Annotated in this window: 17 protein-coding genes; 11 read left to right on the top strand and 6 right to left on the bottom strand. The window is 67.0% G+C overall.

Features of this window, described 5'->3' with window-relative positions:
- Positions 1 to 53: 53 nt before the first annotated feature.
- Genes A8G08_RS00920 through A8G08_RS00905 form a run of 4 tightly spaced genes read left to right on the top strand, consistent with a single transcriptional unit; the run spans position 54 to position 3,551 of the window.
- Positions 54 to 824: an enoyl-CoA hydratase family protein gene (locus tag A8G08_RS00920; RefSeq protein ID WP_068269039.1), complete on the top strand. Its 771-nt coding sequence runs from the start codon at positions 54 to 56 to the stop codon at positions 822 to 824.
- 2 nt (positions 825 to 826) lie between these two features.
- Positions 827 to 1,741 (top strand): CoA transferase subunit A, encoded by a 915-nt coding sequence (locus A8G08_RS00915; protein ID WP_068269036.1) that lies wholly within the window; start codon positions 827 to 829, stop codon positions 1,739 to 1,741.
- Entirely contained in the window at positions 1,738 to 2,493 is a 756-nt protein-coding gene (locus tag A8G08_RS00910) for a CoA-transferase subunit beta (RefSeq protein WP_068269034.1), read from the top strand. The genes A8G08_RS00915 and A8G08_RS00910 overlap by 4 nt, the downstream gene beginning before the upstream one ends.
- A complete protein-coding gene (locus tag A8G08_RS00905; protein WP_068269032.1) occupies positions 2,490 to 3,551 on the top strand; it encodes an NAD(P)H-dependent flavin oxidoreductase in 1,062 nt (353 codons plus the stop codon). The genes A8G08_RS00910 and A8G08_RS00905 overlap by 4 nt, the downstream gene beginning before the upstream one ends.
- Before the next feature lie 102 nt (positions 3,552 to 3,653).
- Here the strand turns inward: A8G08_RS00905 and A8G08_RS26955 are convergent, their stop codons facing one another.
- The 5 genes from A8G08_RS26955 to A8G08_RS00880 all read right to left on the bottom strand — a co-directional run bounded on the left by A8G08_RS26955 (position 3,654) and on the right by A8G08_RS00880 (position 8,191).
- Complete coding sequence (locus A8G08_RS26955) at positions 3,654 to 4,106, bottom strand: hypothetical protein (protein ID WP_157108346.1); 453 nt, start codon at positions 4,104 to 4,106, stop codon at positions 3,654 to 3,656.
- A gap of 200 nt (positions 4,107 to 4,306) precedes the next feature.
- Entirely contained in the window at positions 4,307 to 5,458 is a 1,152-nt protein-coding gene (locus A8G08_RS00895; RefSeq protein WP_068269025.1) for an acetyl-CoA C-acetyltransferase, read from the bottom strand.
- A gap of 12 nt (positions 5,459 to 5,470) precedes the next feature.
- Positions 5,471 to 6,130 carry a TetR/AcrR family transcriptional regulator gene (locus A8G08_RS00890; protein ID WP_068269024.1) on the bottom strand — a complete coding sequence of 220 codons (660 nt, stop codon included), beginning with the start codon at positions 6,128 to 6,130 and terminating at the stop codon, positions 5,471 to 5,473.
- 46 nt (positions 6,131 to 6,176) lie between these two features.
- On the bottom strand, positions 6,177 to 6,995 hold the full coding sequence (locus A8G08_RS00885; RefSeq protein WP_068269022.1) for an SDR family oxidoreductase: 819 nt from the start codon (positions 6,993 to 6,995) through the stop codon (positions 6,177 to 6,179).
- On the bottom strand, positions 6,992 to 8,191 hold the full coding sequence (locus tag A8G08_RS00880; protein WP_068269020.1) for an acyl-CoA dehydrogenase family protein: 1,200 nt from the start codon (positions 8,189 to 8,191) through the stop codon (positions 6,992 to 6,994). Before A8G08_RS00880 ends, A8G08_RS00885 begins: the two co-directional genes overlap by 4 nt.
- Positions 8,192 to 8,246: 55 nt before the next feature.
- On the opposite strand from A8G08_RS00880, the gene A8G08_RS00875 reads away from it, so the two are divergent.
- From A8G08_RS00875 to A8G08_RS00845, 7 genes are all read left to right on the top strand, one after another.
- Positions 8,247 to 9,803 carry a FadD3 family acyl-CoA ligase gene (locus A8G08_RS00875; protein WP_068269018.1) on the top strand — a complete coding sequence of 519 codons (1,557 nt, stop codon included), beginning with the start codon at positions 8,247 to 8,249 and terminating at the stop codon, positions 9,801 to 9,803.
- Between the two features lie 43 nt (positions 9,804 to 9,846).
- Entirely contained in the window at positions 9,847 to 10,986 is a 1,140-nt protein-coding gene (locus A8G08_RS00870) for an acyl-CoA dehydrogenase family protein (protein ID WP_068269016.1), read from the top strand.
- A complete protein-coding gene (locus A8G08_RS00865) occupies positions 10,983 to 11,984 on the top strand; it encodes an acyl-CoA dehydrogenase family protein (protein WP_068269015.1) in 1,002 nt (333 codons plus the stop codon). Before A8G08_RS00870 ends, A8G08_RS00865 begins: the two co-directional genes overlap by 4 nt.
- The gene (locus A8G08_RS00860; protein WP_068269014.1) at positions 11,981 to 13,078 is read left to right on the top strand and encodes an acyl-CoA dehydrogenase family protein; all 1,098 of its coding nucleotides are present in this window, start codon (positions 11,981 to 11,983) and stop codon (positions 13,076 to 13,078) included. The genes A8G08_RS00865 and A8G08_RS00860 overlap by 4 nt, the downstream gene beginning before the upstream one ends.
- Before the next feature lie 30 nt (positions 13,079 to 13,108).
- A complete protein-coding gene (locus A8G08_RS00855; protein WP_068269008.1) occupies positions 13,109 to 13,840 on the top strand; it encodes an acetoacetate decarboxylase family protein in 732 nt (243 codons plus the stop codon).
- A 133-nt stretch (positions 13,841 to 13,973) separates the two neighbouring features.
- Positions 13,974 to 14,492 (top strand): SRPBCC family protein, encoded by a 519-nt coding sequence (locus A8G08_RS00850; protein WP_068269083.1) that lies wholly within the window; start codon positions 13,974 to 13,976, stop codon positions 14,490 to 14,492.
- A gap of 1 nt (position 14,493) precedes the next feature.
- On the top strand, positions 14,494 to 15,090 hold the full coding sequence (locus tag A8G08_RS00845; RefSeq protein WP_068269005.1) for a TetR/AcrR family transcriptional regulator: 597 nt from the start codon (positions 14,494 to 14,496) through the stop codon (positions 15,088 to 15,090).
- A gap of 163 nt (positions 15,091 to 15,253) precedes the next feature.
- Here A8G08_RS00845 and hsaB read toward each other — a convergent pair whose 3' ends face one another.
- Entirely contained in the window at positions 15,254 to 15,856 is a 603-nt protein-coding gene (hsaB, locus tag A8G08_RS00840; RefSeq protein ID WP_068269003.1) for a 3-hydroxy-9,10-secoandrosta-1,3,5(10)-triene-9,17-dione monooxygenase reductase subunit, read from the bottom strand.
- Positions 15,857 to 15,858 lie beyond the last annotated feature (2 nt).

Raw genomic sequence — 15,858 nt, 5'->3', positions numbered from 1 at the left:
GGCGACTGCGGGCGGAGCGTCTCCGCCACATCGCCCAAACGTTAGGAATCACGATGGGGATTACGTCCACCTCCAACGGCGACGGGATCGCGGTCGTCACGATCGACTATCCGCCGGTCAACGCCTTTCCCGCGCAGGGCTGGTTCGATCTCGCCGACGCGGTTCGCGCCGCCGGGCGAGACAAGAACAACCGGGTGGTGGTGATCCGCGCCGAGGGTCGCGGCTTCTGCGCCGGCGTCGATATCAAGGAAATCCAGCGCACCACGGGTCATCAGAACCTGATCGATCACAACTCCGGCTGCGCGGACGTCTTCTCCGCCGTCTACGAGTGCCCGGTTCCGGTCATCACCGCCGTTAACGGCTTCTGCCTCGGCGGCGGTATCGGCATCGTCGGCAACTCGGACATCATCATCGCCTCCGATGACGCCACCTTCGGCCTGCCCGAGGTGGACCGCGGCGCGCTCGGTGCCGCAACGCACCTCGCTCGCCTGGTTCCGCAGCACCTGATGCGGGCGCTGTTCTTCACCGCGGCGACGATCACCGCGCAGGAACTGCACCACCACGGCTCGGTCTTCAAGGTCGTCCCGCGCGACGAACTCGACGCCACGGCACTCGCGGTCGCCAAGGATGTCGCTGCCAAGGATGGCCGCGTGCTGCGCGCCGCCAAGGACGCGCTCAACGGCATCGACCTGCAGGACGTGCGGCGCAGCTACCGCCTCGAGCAGGGCTACACCTTCGAGCTGAACCTCTCCGGTGCCTCCGACGAGATCCGTGAGCGGTTCGAGGATGACCTCGCGCGTCAGCGCGCAGGAAAGGGAGCGTGACCATGCGCGACAAGCAGATGTCGCTCGACGATGCAATCGGCGAGCTGCGTAGCGGGATGACGATCGGCATCGGCGGCTGGGGGTCGCGGCGCAAGCCGATGGCCTTCGTGCGCGCCCTGCTGCGCTCGGATATCACCGATCTGACCGTGGTCAGCTACGGCGGACCCGACGTGGGCCTGCTGTGCTCGGCCGGCAAGATCCGCAAGCTCTACTACGGCTTCGTCTCGCTGGACTCGGCGCCGTTCTACGACCCGTGGTTCGCGTCGGCCCGTACCAAGGGTGAGCTCGAGTCGCGCGAAATGGACGAGGGCATGCTCAAGGCGGGCCTCGAGGCCGCGGCAGTTCGCTTGCCGTTCACGCCGATTCGCGCCGGACTCGGCTCGGACGTCCGCACGTTCTGGGGCGACGAGCTCAAGACCGTCGTCTCCCCCTACCCGGACGAGTCGGGGCGCAACGAGGAACTGGTCGCCATGCCGGCGCTCAACCTCGACGCCGCTTTCGTGCACCTCAACCTCGGTGACAAGCACGGCAACGCCGCCTACAACGGCGTCGACCCGTACATGGACGACCTGTTCTGCGCGGCTGCCGAGCGTCGTTACCTCTCGGTCGAGCGAATCGTCGAGACCGAGGAACTGGTGAAGTCCGGTCCGCTGCAGTCGCTTCTGCTCAACCGCCTGATGGTCGACGGCGTTGTCGAGGCCCCGAATGGCGCCCACTTCACCCTCGCCGGCGAGGACTACGGCCGCGACGAGAAGTTCCAGCGGCACTACGTCGAAGCCGCGGGTGACCCGGAGACGTGGCAGAAGTTCGTCGATACCTACCTCTCCGGCTCCGAGGCCGACTACCAAGCCGCCGTCAAGCGTTTCCACGACGCGGAGCTTGCGGAGCGTCAGAAGAACACCGAGGAGCAGGCATGACCACGACCGACGTGACGCGCGCCGATTTTTGCGCGATCTCGTGCGCCGACATCTTCGCCGGCGCAGGCGAAATCATGGCCAGCCCGATGGCGCCGATGCCGACCATCGGTGCGCGTCTGGCCAAGCTCACCACCGAGCCCGACCTGCTGATCACCGATGGCGAGGCGCTGATCTTCGCGGAGACTCCCGCACTTGGTGCGAAGGCGCCGATCGAGGGTTGGATGCCGTTCCGCAAGGTGTTCGACACCCTGGCCTCCGGGCGTCGCCATGTCGTCATGGGCGCCAACCAGATCGACCGCTTCGGCAACCAGAACCTCTCCGCCTTCGGCCCGCATCAGCAGCCGAAGCGGCAGATGTTCGGCGTGCGCGGCGCGCCCGGCAACACGATCAACCACCCGACCAGCTACTGGGTGCCCAAGCACACCAGCCGCGTGTTCTGCGATCAGGTCGACATCGTGTGCGGAATCGGTTGGGACAAGATCGATTCCGACAACCCCGCGTACAAGTACATGAATGTGTACCGCGTCGTGTCGGATCTCGGCGTATTCGATTTCGGCGGCCCCGACCACACCATGCGGGCGCTGAGCCTGCATCCCGGTGTGACGGCCGACCAGGTTGCCGAGAACACCGCGTTCGAGATCGTCGGCCTGGCCGATGCGCCCGAGACCCGCGCGCCGTCCGAGGAAGAGCTGCGTCTCATCCGCGACGTCATCGATCCCAAGGGCATGCGCAACCGCGAGGTGAAGTCGTGACCGGCTTGCGTACTCCGCTCACCGATCTGATCGGCATCGAGCACCCGGTCGTGCAGACCGGCATGGGCTGGGTCGCCGGTCCGCGCCTCGTCGCGGGTACCGCGGAAGCCGGCGGTCTGGGCATCCTCGCCTCGGCGACGATGACCTACGAGGAGCTCGAGGCGGCCGTCGCCAAGACGAAGTCGTTGACCTCCAAGCCGTTCGGCGTGAATATCCGCGCCGACGCGACCGATGCCAGGCAGCGCGTCGACCTGCTCATCCGCGAGGGTGTGAAAGTTGCGTCCTTTGCGCTCGCGCCGAAGCAGGAACTCATCGCGGTCCTGAAAGAGGCCGGGGTCGTTGTCATCCCGTCCATCGGTGCGGCCAAGCACGCCAAGAAGGTGGCGAGCTGGGGCGCCGACGCGGTGATCGTGCAGGGCGGCGAGGGCGGTGGCCACACCGGTCCGGTCGCGACCACCCTGCTGCTGCCGTCCGTGCTCGACGCGGTCGACATCCCGGTTGTCGCGGCGGGCGGTTTCTACGACGGCCGTGGCCTCGCTGCCGCGCTGGCCTACGGTGCCGCCGGCGTCGCGATGGGCACCCGCTTCCTGCTCACCCAGGAGAGCACCGTGCCGGACTCGGTCAAGCAGGAGTACCTGGCCCGCGGCCTGCAGGACACCACCGTCTCGGTGAAGGTGGACGGCATGCCGCACCGCGTGCTCAACACCGAACTGGTTGACCGCCTAGAGCATTCGGGCCAGGTGCGCGGGCTCACCGCCGCTGTCGGCAACGCGCTGAAGTTCAAGAAGATGACCGGCATGAAGTGGTCGAACATCGTCCGTGACGGTCTGGCCATGAAGAAGACCAAGGACCTCACCTGGTCACAGGTCATCATGGCCGCGAACACGCCGATGCTGCTGCGCGCCGGACTGGTTGAGGGCAACACCCAGGCCGGTGTGCTCGCCTCCGGTCAGGTGGTCGGCCTGCTCGAAGACCTGCCGACCTGCAAGGAGCTGATCGATTCGATCGTCGCCGACGCCGTCGCGCGGATCGAGGAGATGAGCAAGCTCCCGGGCTGAGTTCGGTTTTGTAGGCGCAAACGGGGGCAAAACTTGTAGACAGGTGCGAAGTTTCGGCCCCGGGAACACAATTTGCACCCGCGAAGCGTTCCCACACGAGTACTAACTCGGGTCTTTCCGCGCGCCTTTCGGATTGATAGCTTCCGGTGCGTGCACATGCGTCGGTACTGGTGGATCCCGCCCTATACGATCGGCCGCCGACAGTTGGTGGTCATTCTGCTTGTAGCAGTCTCGGTGATGTTCGCGTTGATCTCGCAGTGGTTCTTCGATCAGCGCGTCGATGTCGGCCATCGCGCGTGGTACAGGTTTGCGTCCCCGCCTTCCATTGCCTACATCGCGAGTGGCATCGCGTTTGCTGCAGGCATTTTCACTGTTTTCATAGCGTGCGCGAACTTCGTCCTGAGCTTCGGGCACGGTGCCCGATGGGTAGCCGCCGCGATCGGCCTTGTCGTGCTGTCTGCGCCGATACTCCCGCTCGACGTGGATCTGGCCCGGTCGGTGACCAATGGCCGAAGCGTCGACGTTGTCATCGATCCGATGGTCGGCGATCCGCATGACATCTCAGTGCGGTCCTGCTGCAGTCGATAGGTTGGCACATCCAAGCGCGGCGAAACGAGTGCGATTTGTGTTCCCGGGTGCGAAGTTTCGGCCCCACAAAGAAGTTTGGCACCCGCGAAGAACGTCAAAACCGGTGCACAAAGACGTGCGGCGCGGTCCCGAAGGACCGCGCCGCACAACCCTGAGGAGGCTTGGGTCTAGCCGAGGCGCTCGATGATGGTCGCGTTGGCCGTGCCGCCACCCTCGCAGATGGTGAGCAGGCCGTAGCGGCCGTTCACGCGCTCGAGCTCGTTGAGCAGCGAGGCGAACAGCTTCGCGCCGGTGGCACCGAGCGGGTGGCCGAGTGCGATTGCGCCACCGTTGACGTTGACCTTGGCCGGGTCGGCCCCGGTCTCGGCGAGCCAGGCCAGCACGACGGGCGCGAAGGCCTCGTTGATCTCGACCACGTCGATGTCATTGATGGTCAGGCCGGCCTTGGCCAGCGCATGCTCGGTGGCCGGGATCGGGCCGGTGAGCATGAAGATCGGGTCCGCGGCGCGGGCGCCGAGGTACTTGAAGCGGGCGCGCGGCTTGAGGCCGTGCTCCTTGACTGCCTTCTCCGAGGCGAGCAGGGTCGCGCTCGCGCCGTCCGAGATCTGGCTGGCGACAGCGGCGGTCAGCCGGCCGCCTTCGACCAGCGGGGCGAGGGAGGCCATCTTCTCGAGGCTGGTCTCGCGCGGTCCCTGATCGACCGAGAAGTCGCCGACCGGCACGATCTCGTTGTCGAACTTGCCGTCGAGGATCGCGGCACGCGCACGCTCGTGGCTCTGCAGCGCCCAGCGCTCCATGTCCTCGCGCGAGATGTTCCACTTGGCCGCGATCATCTCGGCGCCGTTGAACTGCGAGACCTCGGCGTCGCCGTAGCGGTGCTGCCAGCCCTTCGAGCCGAGGAACGGCGAGTCGAAGCCGAACTGCTGGCCGACGACCATCGCGGACGCGATCGGGATCATGCTCATGTTCTGCACGCCACCGGCGACGATGAAGTCGGCGGTGCCGGCCATGATCGCCTGCGCGCCGAAGTGGATGGCCTGCTGGCTCGAGCCACACTGGCGGTCGACGGTGACGCCCGGAACCTCTTCCGGGTAGCCCGCGGCGAGCCACGCGGTGCGGGCGATGTTGCCGGCCTGGGGGCCGATCGCGTCGACGCAGCCAAAGATGACGTCATCGATCAGCGGCGGGTCGATGTCGTTGCGCTCGAGCACCGCCTTGATCACGGTGGCACCAAGATCCGCCGGGTGGACCTCGGCCAAGCCGCCGCCGCGCTTGCCGATGGCGGTGCGGACCGAGTCGATGATGTATGCCTCAGCCATGGCCTTGGGCTCCTATTTCTTGTTCTGGCTCGACGCGTTGGGCGTCCGCCGGTCGGGGTTGGAAAGACCGTCCAGGACGATCGAAAGATATTGCTTGGCAACGGTTTCCGCGGTGAGACCGCCACCGGGCCGGTACCAGCGCACGGCCACCCAGACGGTGTCGCGCAAGAATCGGTAGACCAGGTCCACATCGGTGTCGGCGCGGAAACTGCCGTCCGCGACGCCGGTTCGCAACACCTCGTACCAGAGTTCGCGGAACTCGTTGTTGCGCTCGGCGATGTAGGCGAACCGGTCCTGGCCGCGCAGGCGCTTGGCCTCGTCCTGGTAGATCGCGACCGCGGCATGCGAATCGTCGATCGACTGGTAGGACGCGACGATCAGCGCTTCGAGCGTCGCGCGTGCATCGAGCCCCGCGGCGATGATCTCGTGATAGCGGCCGAACAACTCGTCGAGGAATCCCCGGAGGATCTCGTCGACCATCGACTCCTTGGAGTCGAAATGGTGATAGAGGCTGCCGGAAAGGATGCCCGCGGCATCCGCGATATCGCGGACCGTGGTCGCCTGTACGCCGCGGTCGGCGAACAGCGACGCGGCGAGCTCGAGCAGCTCCTGGCGCCGCCCGGACTTACCGTTGGCGCCTTCCTCCGCGCGTACCCTCGACTCTGGTGTCACCCTGCCATCCTATCAACCAAGCGCTTGCTAGGGATCGTTGCTCGGACTAAGCGCGCTGGCTGCTCACCGAAACGACCTCACCGGTGAGATAGGTCGTGTAGTCGCTGGCCAGCATCGCGATCGTTGCCGCAACCTCCCACGGCTCGGCCGCGCGGCCGTAGGCCTCCTGGTTGGACAGGTGATCGAGCAGTTCGGGCGAAGTCACCTTCGCGAGGAATGCGTGCGCCGCGATGCTCGGCGCGACCGCGTTGATCCGCACGCCGTACTCGGCGGCCTCGATCGCGCTGCAGCGCGTGAGCGCCATGACGCCGGCCTTCGCCGCCGCGTAGTGCGCCTGGCTGTGCTGTGCGCGCCAACCCAGCACGCTCGCGTTGTTCACGATGACGCCGCCGTGCTCGACATCGCGGAAGTACCGCAGCGCCGCGCGGGTGCAGCGGAACGTGCCGTTGAGCGTGATGTCGATGACCTTGTCCCACTGCTCGTCGGTCATGTCGACGACAGGGGTCTCACCGCCAAGGCCGGCGTTGTTGACCACGATGTCGATCCGTCCGAGTGCGGCAACTGCACCCGTGATCAGTTCGTCGACTGCCTCGGTGCTGCTCACGTCACACACGACGGCGGCAACGCGACGGTCCGGGAACTGCGCCGACAGCGCGTCGGCGGTCTCCTTCAGCCGGCGCTCGTGCCAGTCGGACACCACCACATCGGCACCCTCGGACAGCATCCGGCGAGCGGTCGCCGAGCCGATGCCGGTACCGGCGGCCGCAGTCACAACCGCGACACGCCCGGCGAGCAGGTTGTGGCCCCCGGTCTCCTCGGGCGCGGTGGCCAGCGGGCGGGGCTTGGGTTCGGTCTGCTCGGTCACGCGCGTGCCTCTCGGGGAAGGCCGAGCACTCGCTCGGCAATGATGTTGCGCTGCACTTCGTTCGAGCCGCCGTAGATGGTGTCGGAACGAGTGAACAGGTAGAGCCGCTGCAAATCGGTCAGGCCGCCATCGTCCGGATCTCCCGCGGCGACGATCGACTGCGCACCGGTGACTTCCATGGCGAGTTCGCCGAGACCGCGGTGCCAGTTGGCCCACAGCAGCTTGGCCACCGAGGCCTCGCCGCCGTTGGTGGTCGCATCGACGTTCGCGAGCGTGCGCATGGCGTGCGAGCGCATCACGCGCAGGCCGATCTCGGCGCGGGTCAGCTTCTCCCGAATGATCGGGTCGGTCGCGGCGCCGTTGCGCTCGGCCAGCTCGATGATCCCGGACAGCTCGCGGGCGAAGCCGATCTGCTGTCCGAGGGTGGAGACACCGCGCTCGAAAGTCAGCGTGCCCATCGCGACGCGCCAGCCGTCTCCGGGCTCACCGACGACGAGGTCGGCGTCGGTGCGGGCGTCGTCGAAGAACACCTCGTTGAATTCGGAGGTGGCGGTCAGCTGCACGATCGGCCGGATCTCGACGCCGGGCTGATGCATCGGCACCAGCAGGTAGGACAGGCCCTTGTGCCGCTTCGAGCCGGGCTCGGTGCGGGCCACGACGAAGCACCAGTCCGCGGTGTGCGCGAGCGAGGTCCAGACCTTCTGGCCGTTCACCGACCACTGATCGCCGTCGAGGTGCGCGCTGGTGCTCACCGCGGCGAGGTCGGAACCGGCGCCCGGCTCCGAGTAGCCCTGGCACCACAGTTCGCTGACGTCGACGATCTTGGGCAGGAAGCGCTCCTGCTGCTTCGGCGTGCCGAACGCAATGAGCGTCGGGCCGAGGAGGTTCTCACCGAAGTGCGAGACGCGCGCGGGGGCGTCGGCCTTGGCGTACTCCTCGTGGAAGATCACCTGCTGGTTGATCGTCGCACCGCGTCCGCCGAACTCCGTCGGCCACCCGATGCAGTTCCAACCGGCCGCGGCCATATGCCGGTCCCACGCGAGGCGCTCTTCGAACGCCTCGTGTTCGCGACCCGGTCCGCCGCGACCGCGCAGGTCGGCGAATTCGCCGGTGAGGTTATCGGCCAGCCACTCCCGGACCTCGGCGGCGAACCGCGCGTCCTCGGATGTGCTGGGCAGGCTCTGGCTAGCGTCCACAGCGGTAGGATAACCTACCAAGCACTTGCTTTGTCAGCCCCGATTAGGAGGCTCAGTGACCGAGGCCGGCACTCCCCGGACGACTCCAGCCGCGTTGCGGCATGCTGCCCGCGTTTTTGCGGACCGCGATGCCATCGTCGACGGCGACGTGCGTTTGACCTACGCCGACCTGCTCGACGAGGTCCGCACGGCGTCTCGCGCGCTGATGGCGCGCGGTATCGAGCGCGGCGACCGGGTGGCGATCTGGGCGCCGAACACCTTCCACTGGGTGGTCGCGGCATTGGCGACGCACTACGTGGGCGGCACCGTCATTCCAGTCAACACCCGCTACACGGTCACCGAAACGGTCGAACTGCTCGAGCGCACTCGCGCGCAGGCAGTGTTCGTCTCCGGGCCCTTCCTCGGCCGCGACCGGCTCGCCGAACTGCGCGCGTCCGGCGCCGAACTGCCCGATACCGTCATCGTGATCAACGTCGAGGATGAGGCGGCCGACAAGGCGAACTACCACCTCGACTGGTCCGATCTGCCCAGCTACGCGCGGGCGGTCTCCCCCAACGACGCAGATCGGCGCGCTGCCGAGGTCGACCCCGAAGATGTTTCGGACATCCTCTTCACCTCCGGCACCACCGGGCGCAGCAAGGGCGCGATGTGTGCGCACCGCCAGTCGCTGGACACCTCCGCTGCCTGGGCGGCGTGCGGGCGTCTCGATGAGAACGACCGCTACCTGATCATCAACCCGTTCTTCCACAGCTTCGGCTACAAGGCGGGCATCCTCGCCTGCCTGCAGACCGGCGCGGCGATGGTCCCGATGATCGCTTTCGATCCGGAGCAGGCCATGGCGGTCGTCGCCGACCAGCGCATCACGGTGCTGCCCGGCCCGCCGACGATCTACCAGGTACTGCTCGACCATCCGAAGCGCGCGGACTACGACCTCAGCTCGCTGCGGTTCGCCGTCACCGGCGCCGCGGTGGTTCCGGTCGCGCTGGTCGAACGGATGCAGACCGATCTCGATTTCGACATCGTGCTCACCGCCTATGGCTTGTCCGAGGCGTGCGGCTTCGGCACCATGTGCCAGCCCGACGACGACGCGGTCACTGTGGCGCACTCGTGCGGGCGGGCGATCGCCGATTTCGAGCTGCGCGTCGACGACAACGGCGAGGTACTGCTGCGCGGGCCGAACGTGATGCTCGGCTACCTCGACGACGAGGAAAACACCGCGAAGACCATCGATGCCGATGGCTGGTTGCACACCGGTGATGTCGGCACGGTCGACGAGCGGGGTTACCTGCGGATTACCGACCGGCTCAAGGACATGTACATCTCAGGCGGGTTCAACGTGTACCCCGCCGAGATCGAGCAGGCGCTCGCCCGACTGGACGGTGTCGCCGAATCCGCCGTGATCGGCATCCCTGATGAGCGGATGGGCGAGGTCGGCATGGCATTCGTCGTGACGAAGGCCGGGCACGAGCTCAGCGAGAAGCAGGTGATCGACTTCGCGCTCGAGCACCTGGCCAAGTTCAAGGTGCCGAGTGCGGTCGCATTCGTACCGGAGCTGCCCCGCAATGCCGGCGGCAAGGTGCTCAAACGGCAACTGCGCGAGGAGCTTTCATGACCGGCAACCCGGTACCGAACCAAGCAACGAAGGGCTGACCCCGGTGGATTTGGAATACGACGAGGCCGAGACCGCGTTCCGGCTCGAGGTGCGCGAGTTCCTCGCCGCGAACGTGCCGAGCGAGCCGCTCCCCTCGATGGACACTGCCGAGGGTTTCGAGCTGCACCGTGACTGGGAGCGCAAGCTCTTCGACGCTCGCCTGTCGGTGGTGGCCTGGCCCGAGGAGTTCGGCGGCCGCGACTGCTCGCTGCTCGAGTGGGTCATCTTCGAGGAGGAGTACTACCGCGCTCAGGCGCCGGGCCGGGTCGGCCAGAACGGCATCTTCCTGCTCGCGCCCACGCTCTTCGAACACGGCACCCCGGAGCAGCTGCAGCGCATCATGCCGCGCATGGCTCGTGCCGACGACATCTGGGCGCAGGTGTGGTCCGAGCCCGAAGCGGGCAGTGACCTCGCCGGTATCCGCTCCACCGCCCGGCGCGTGGACGGCGGCTGGGAGTTGAACGGGCAGAAGACCTGGAGCTCGCGCGCATCGTTCGCGGACATGGGATTCGGCCTGTTCCGCAGCGACCCGGAGGCCGAGCGGCACCGCGGTCTGACCTACTTCATGTTCCCGCTCACCACCGAAGGCGTGACGGTCCGGCCGATCCCGCAGCTCGACGGCGAGGCCGGCTTCGCGGAGATCTTCTTCGACAACGTGTTCGTGCCCGATCAGGACGTGATCGGCGCTGTGAACGACGGCTGGAAAGTCGCGATGAGCACGTCGAGCAACGAGCGCGGCCTGTCGCTGCGCAGCCCCGGCCGGTTCGACGCGGCGGCGGATCGACTCGTCGATCTGTGGGCCGAGCAGAGCGATCCCTCCGACACCGCGGTGCGGGATCGGGTCGTCGATGCCTGGATCGGTGCCCGTGCCTACCACCTGAGCACGCTGGCGACCGTGACCCGCCTGAACGAGGGCGGTGCGCTTGGCGCCGAGTCCTCGATCAACAAGGTGTTCTGGTCCGAGCTCGATATCGCACTGCACGAAACGGCGCTCGACATTCGCGGCGCCGACGGCGAGCTGATGGACAGCTGGCAGGACGGCTACCTCTTCTCGCTCTCGGGCCCGATCTACGCCGGTACCAACGAGATTCAACGCAACATTGTGGCCGAACGGCTGCTCGGCCTGCCCCGGGGGGATCGATGAAATTCGCACTGTCATCCGAGCAGAAGGATTTCGCGGCCAGCCTGCGTGACCTGCTGAGTGGCGCGAAGACCACGTCCGTCGCCCGTGCCTGGGCCGAGGGCGACACCGCCGACGGCCGCAAGCTGCTCACCCAGCTCGCGGATGCAGGCGTCACCGCACTCGCGGTCGACGAGGAGTTCGGCGGCATCGGCGCGCACCCGGTCGATCTCGTCGTGGCGTTTGCGGAGATCGGCCGCGCCGCGGTCCCCGGCCCGCTGGTCGAGACCGCCGCCGCGATTCCCGCCCTGCTTCAGGCGCTCGACAACAACGACGCTGCGCAGCGCTTTCTGCCTGGTCTGGCCGAGGGCACCTCGCTCGGCACCGTGGCACTCGGCGACTGGCTGCCGCGTGCGCTCGACGCCGCACAGAGCGATGTCGTGCTTATCGTCGACGGCGACCGGCTTGCCGTGGGTGAAGTTGGCGCACAGTTCGATTCCGTCGATGCGACCCGCAAGCTGAACGAGTTGACGGTCGGCGAGGTCATTGCCGAGGGAGCATCGGTGGCCAGCGCAACCGCACGGGCCCTCGATGCCGGCAATCTCGCCGTGGCAGCGCAGCTGCTGGGCGCTGGTCGTGCCGTGCTCGACATCTCCACCGAATACGTCGGTGGCCGTGTGCAATTCGGCAAGAAAATCGGCAGCTTCCAGGCGGTCAAGCATCACCTCGCCAACGCGATGATCGGCCTGGAGATGGCCTCGCCGCTCCTGCATGGCGCGGCTATCGCCATCGCAGAGGACCTGCCCACCGCGTCTCGCGATGTGTCGGCGGCCAAGGTCGCCGCGGCGGACGCCGCCGAGCGTGCGGCGCGCAGCGCACTGCAGGTGCACGGCGCGATCGGGTACACGGCGGAGTACGACCTGTCCGTGTGGCTGACCAAGATTCGCGCGCTGCGCTCTGCCTGGGGCACCACGTCGCAGCACCGCGCCCGTGTCGCCGAGTCGCTGAGGAGTGCGCGATGACGAGCCCGTTGACCGAGGAGCAGCGCGACCTCGTCGAGTCGGTGCGCGGCCTGCTCGCCAAGCACGTCGACACCGCGTCGCGGCGCAAGGCGATGGAAGCCGAGGCCGGCTACGACGAGGCGCTGTGGCGCCTGCTGTGCGAGCAGGTCGGTGTCGCCGGGATCGCGATTCCCGAGGAGTTCGGCGGTTTCGGCGCGAGCCTGACAGAGGCGAACCTGATCGGCGAGGAACTGGGCCGCGTGCTTGCGCCGACGCCCTACTTCGGCTCGGTCGTGCTTGGCGCGCAGCTGCTACTGGCCACCGGTGACAACGCCGCGTGCGAGCGCCTGCTGCCCGATGTTGCCGAGGGAACCCGCAATCTGGCCGTCTGCTGGGCCGGCCCGGAGGGCTGGGACACCCCCGGTGTCACCGCGGATGCGAACGGAACCCTCAACGGCACGGCGACGCTCGTACTCGAGGCCGCCCTCGCCGACGTGCTGCTCGTCATCGCGAAAAGCCCCGACGGCGTATCCGTCTACGAGGTCGAGGCGAACGCCGCGGGCGTGACCCGCAGCGCGATCGCGGCGATGGACCCGACGCTCCGGCTCGGCGAGGTCACCTTTGCCGACGTCGCGGGCAACCGGATCGGCGAGGCCGATGCGTCCGCCACGGTTGAGCGGCTGCGCGCCGTTGCCGTGACCGCGCTCGCGGCCGAGCAGGTCGGTGCCGCGGACGCGTGCCTGCAGATGACCGTCGAGTACACCAAGTCTCGCGTGCAGTTCGGCCGGGCGATCGGCAGCTTCCAGGCGCTCAAGCACCGGATGGCGGACCTGTACGTGCTCGTTGAGGCCGGCCGATCCGCATCGCTGACCGCGACCGAGGCCGTGACCAACGAATCTTCCGATGTGGCAAAGGCTTCCGCGACCGCGAAGGTCTACTGCTCGGAGGCATTCGGTACCGTGGCGGCCGAGTCCATTCAGCTGCATGGGGGTATCGCGATCACCTGGGAACACGACGCGCACCTGTTTTTCAAGCGCGCACACGCGACCGGACAGCTGTTCGGCTCGGCGGGCTCCTGGGTCAAGCGGCTGGAACAGGACGACTCGCCGGTGTAGAAAAAGTCCGACGACGACAGTGAGGTAGCAATGACCGCTTCGCACGATGTACTCGGCCAGACCGTTTCGATGCCGGTGGAAATCCGGCTCGCGAACGCGTTCACCGCTGTCTACTCCGTCTCGGCCGAGGCCGCGCAACGCGCCATCGACTACGCCGGACTGGAAATTCTTCGATTCCGCCCGGGTCGTGGCATGTGCTGCCTCGTATTCGTCAATTACATCGACGGCGATCTCGGTCCCTACAACGAGTTCGGCATCGCGTTCATGGTGCGTAAGCACGACAACCGCGGTGGCTCGGTACTGTCGGATCTCAAGTCGCTCGCCACCGGGAACTACGGCGTTTTCATTCACCAGCTTCCGGTGGACGGCGAATTCACCATGGCGGCCGGCCGCGGCATCTGGGGCTTCCCCAAGGTGCTCGCCGATTTCGAGGCCGATCACAGCGGCCCGGTGCGGCGTGGACTGGTACGCGTCGACGGCCGCGAGGTGGTCGAACTATCGGTGCAGCAGGGTTTTCCGGTGCCCGCGGGCGGCGGCGGAATGTCGGTGGACGCCTACTCGTGCCTCGACGGCGTCACCCGCAGCATCGAGTGGAAGATGGCCCCGTCCGGGGTTCGCTCCCGCATCGGCGGTGCCACTCTTCGGCTCGGCAGCCACCCGTGGGCTGACGAACTAGCCCATCTGGACATGTCGCGCCGGGCACTGTTCACCTCGTCCATTCCGACGCTGGGCATGACTTTCGAGGACGCCACCGTCGTCTGACCGCCCTTTCGCCGCACACCTTTTAGCGATCCGCACACGCAATGCGTGTGCGGATCGCTGTTTCGTATGCGGCAAGAAAATTCTTGACTAGACAAATGTGTAAACGTGTATGGTCGAGGGCGAGGAGGCATCGATGTCGAAGGATTACCCGTGCCGCGCTGTTGACGGCACATTCGCGCATTCCGCGCCGGCCAAGTTCACCAATTCGGTCGAACTTGCCGTCACTCCCGAGCAACTCTGGGAGGTTCTCGTCGACGCCGATGCCTGGCCGAAGTGGGTCAGCATCATCAAGAAGGCCACCTGGACCAGTGCGGCACCGCACGGTGTCGGCACCACCCGCACGGTCGACATGCTCGGCGGCATCGTCGGCAATGAGGAGTTTCTCGCCTGGGAGCCCGGCGTTGCCATGGCCTTCCGGTTCAACTCCATCTCGACGAGCGGCATCGACGCCTTCGCCGAGGACTACAAGATCGAGCCGACGGCCACCGGTTGCCGACTTACCTGGATCCTGGCCATGGAGCCGACCGGCGTGCAGGTCTATGCCATCAAGCTGTTCGGGCCGGTCATGAACTTCACCTTCGCGCGCTTCCTGAAGAACCTGCGCCGCTACACCGACGAGCGGTTCGCGGTGGCGCAGCGCCCCGCTTCCTGACATGCGCACGCACGGGTGGGCAGGCTCCGCGCCGGCCACCGATGAGGAAGCAGTCGAACGGATCCTGACCGCCGCAAGCGCGGCCATCGATGCCGTCGGAGCATCGGTCAAGATCACCGATGTCGCGCGGGCTGTCGGCGTCACCCGCCAGACCGTCTACCGCTACTTCGAGAGCGTGGATGCGCTGCTGTTCGCCGCCGCAGTCCATTCGGCGTCATCGTTTCTCGACCGGGTGCACGAGCACATCGCCGGCATCGCCCAACCGGATGTCGCGCTCGTCGAGGGCATCGCCTTCGTGCTCGAGGCACTGCCCGAGGACAAGCACATGAGCCTGCTGCTCTCCCCCGACCGCGCCAACGCGCTCGGGCAGGCGGTGACCTCGGAACTTGCTGTCGAACTCGCCCAGCCACTGCTGCGTGCGTTCGATGTCGACTGGGCCGCAAACGGTTTCACCGATGCCGATCTGGACGAACTCGCCGAGTTCGTGCTGCGCATCATCTCGTCGTTCGTCGTCGACCCCGGCCGGCCGCCGCGTACCGGCGCAGACTTGCGCCGCTTTCTCGACAACTGGGTCGGCCGCGGGCTTCGCAACCGCTGACGAGTATTCCGCCGCACTGTTCTCGGCCCGAAACGCCAAACGCCGCACACTTTCTGCGCCGTGGCATACCTTCCAGCGTGCTGGAAGGTATGCGAGGCGTCAGGCAGTGTGCGGCGAAAAGCAGTGCTACGGCCACACGCAATGCGATGGCGAAGGGTGAAACCTAGAGCCAGGTGTCCTTCGACGTGGTGGTGAGGAACGACTCGAGGTCGTCTCGCCACGCCGCCGGTTCCGTCTTGTCCGGCTCGATCGCGGTGTACTGGCCGCGGTAGAACAGCAGCGGGCGCTGCCGTTCCTCGCTGACCCAGGCGCCCGTGTTGGTGCGCCCAGCGGGCACCTCCCACAGCGACTGCACCCGGCCGAACACCACGAAGTGGTCACCGCCCTCGTGCACGGTCTCGACCGTGCAGTCGAGATGCGCGAGCGAACCGTCGAGGATCGGCGACCCCAGATCGGAAAGGTGCCAGTCGATTCCGCCGAACTTGTCCGGCTCGCGCGAGCCGAAGCGCGCGCAGGTGGACTGCTGGTCCTCACCGAGGATGTTCACGGCGAACTTACCGCTGCTCTCGATGGCCGCCCACGACCGGGACTGCTTGGTCGGGCAGAACAACACCATCGGCGGATCGAGCGAAAGCGCCGCGAACGACTGACATGCGAAGCCGATCGGCTCATCCTCGTCCACGGTCGTGATGATCGTGATGCCGGTGCAGAACCGGCCGAGCACCGTGCGGTACAACCGCGGGTCGACCTGCTCCGTAGCAGTCACCG

The organism is Aldersonia kunmingensis, assembly GCF_001646865.1.
GTDB lineage: Bacteria > Actinomycetota > Actinomycetes > Mycobacteriales > Mycobacteriaceae > Aldersonia > Aldersonia kunmingensis.
This window is presented reverse-complemented; position numbering and strand designations above follow the sequence as displayed.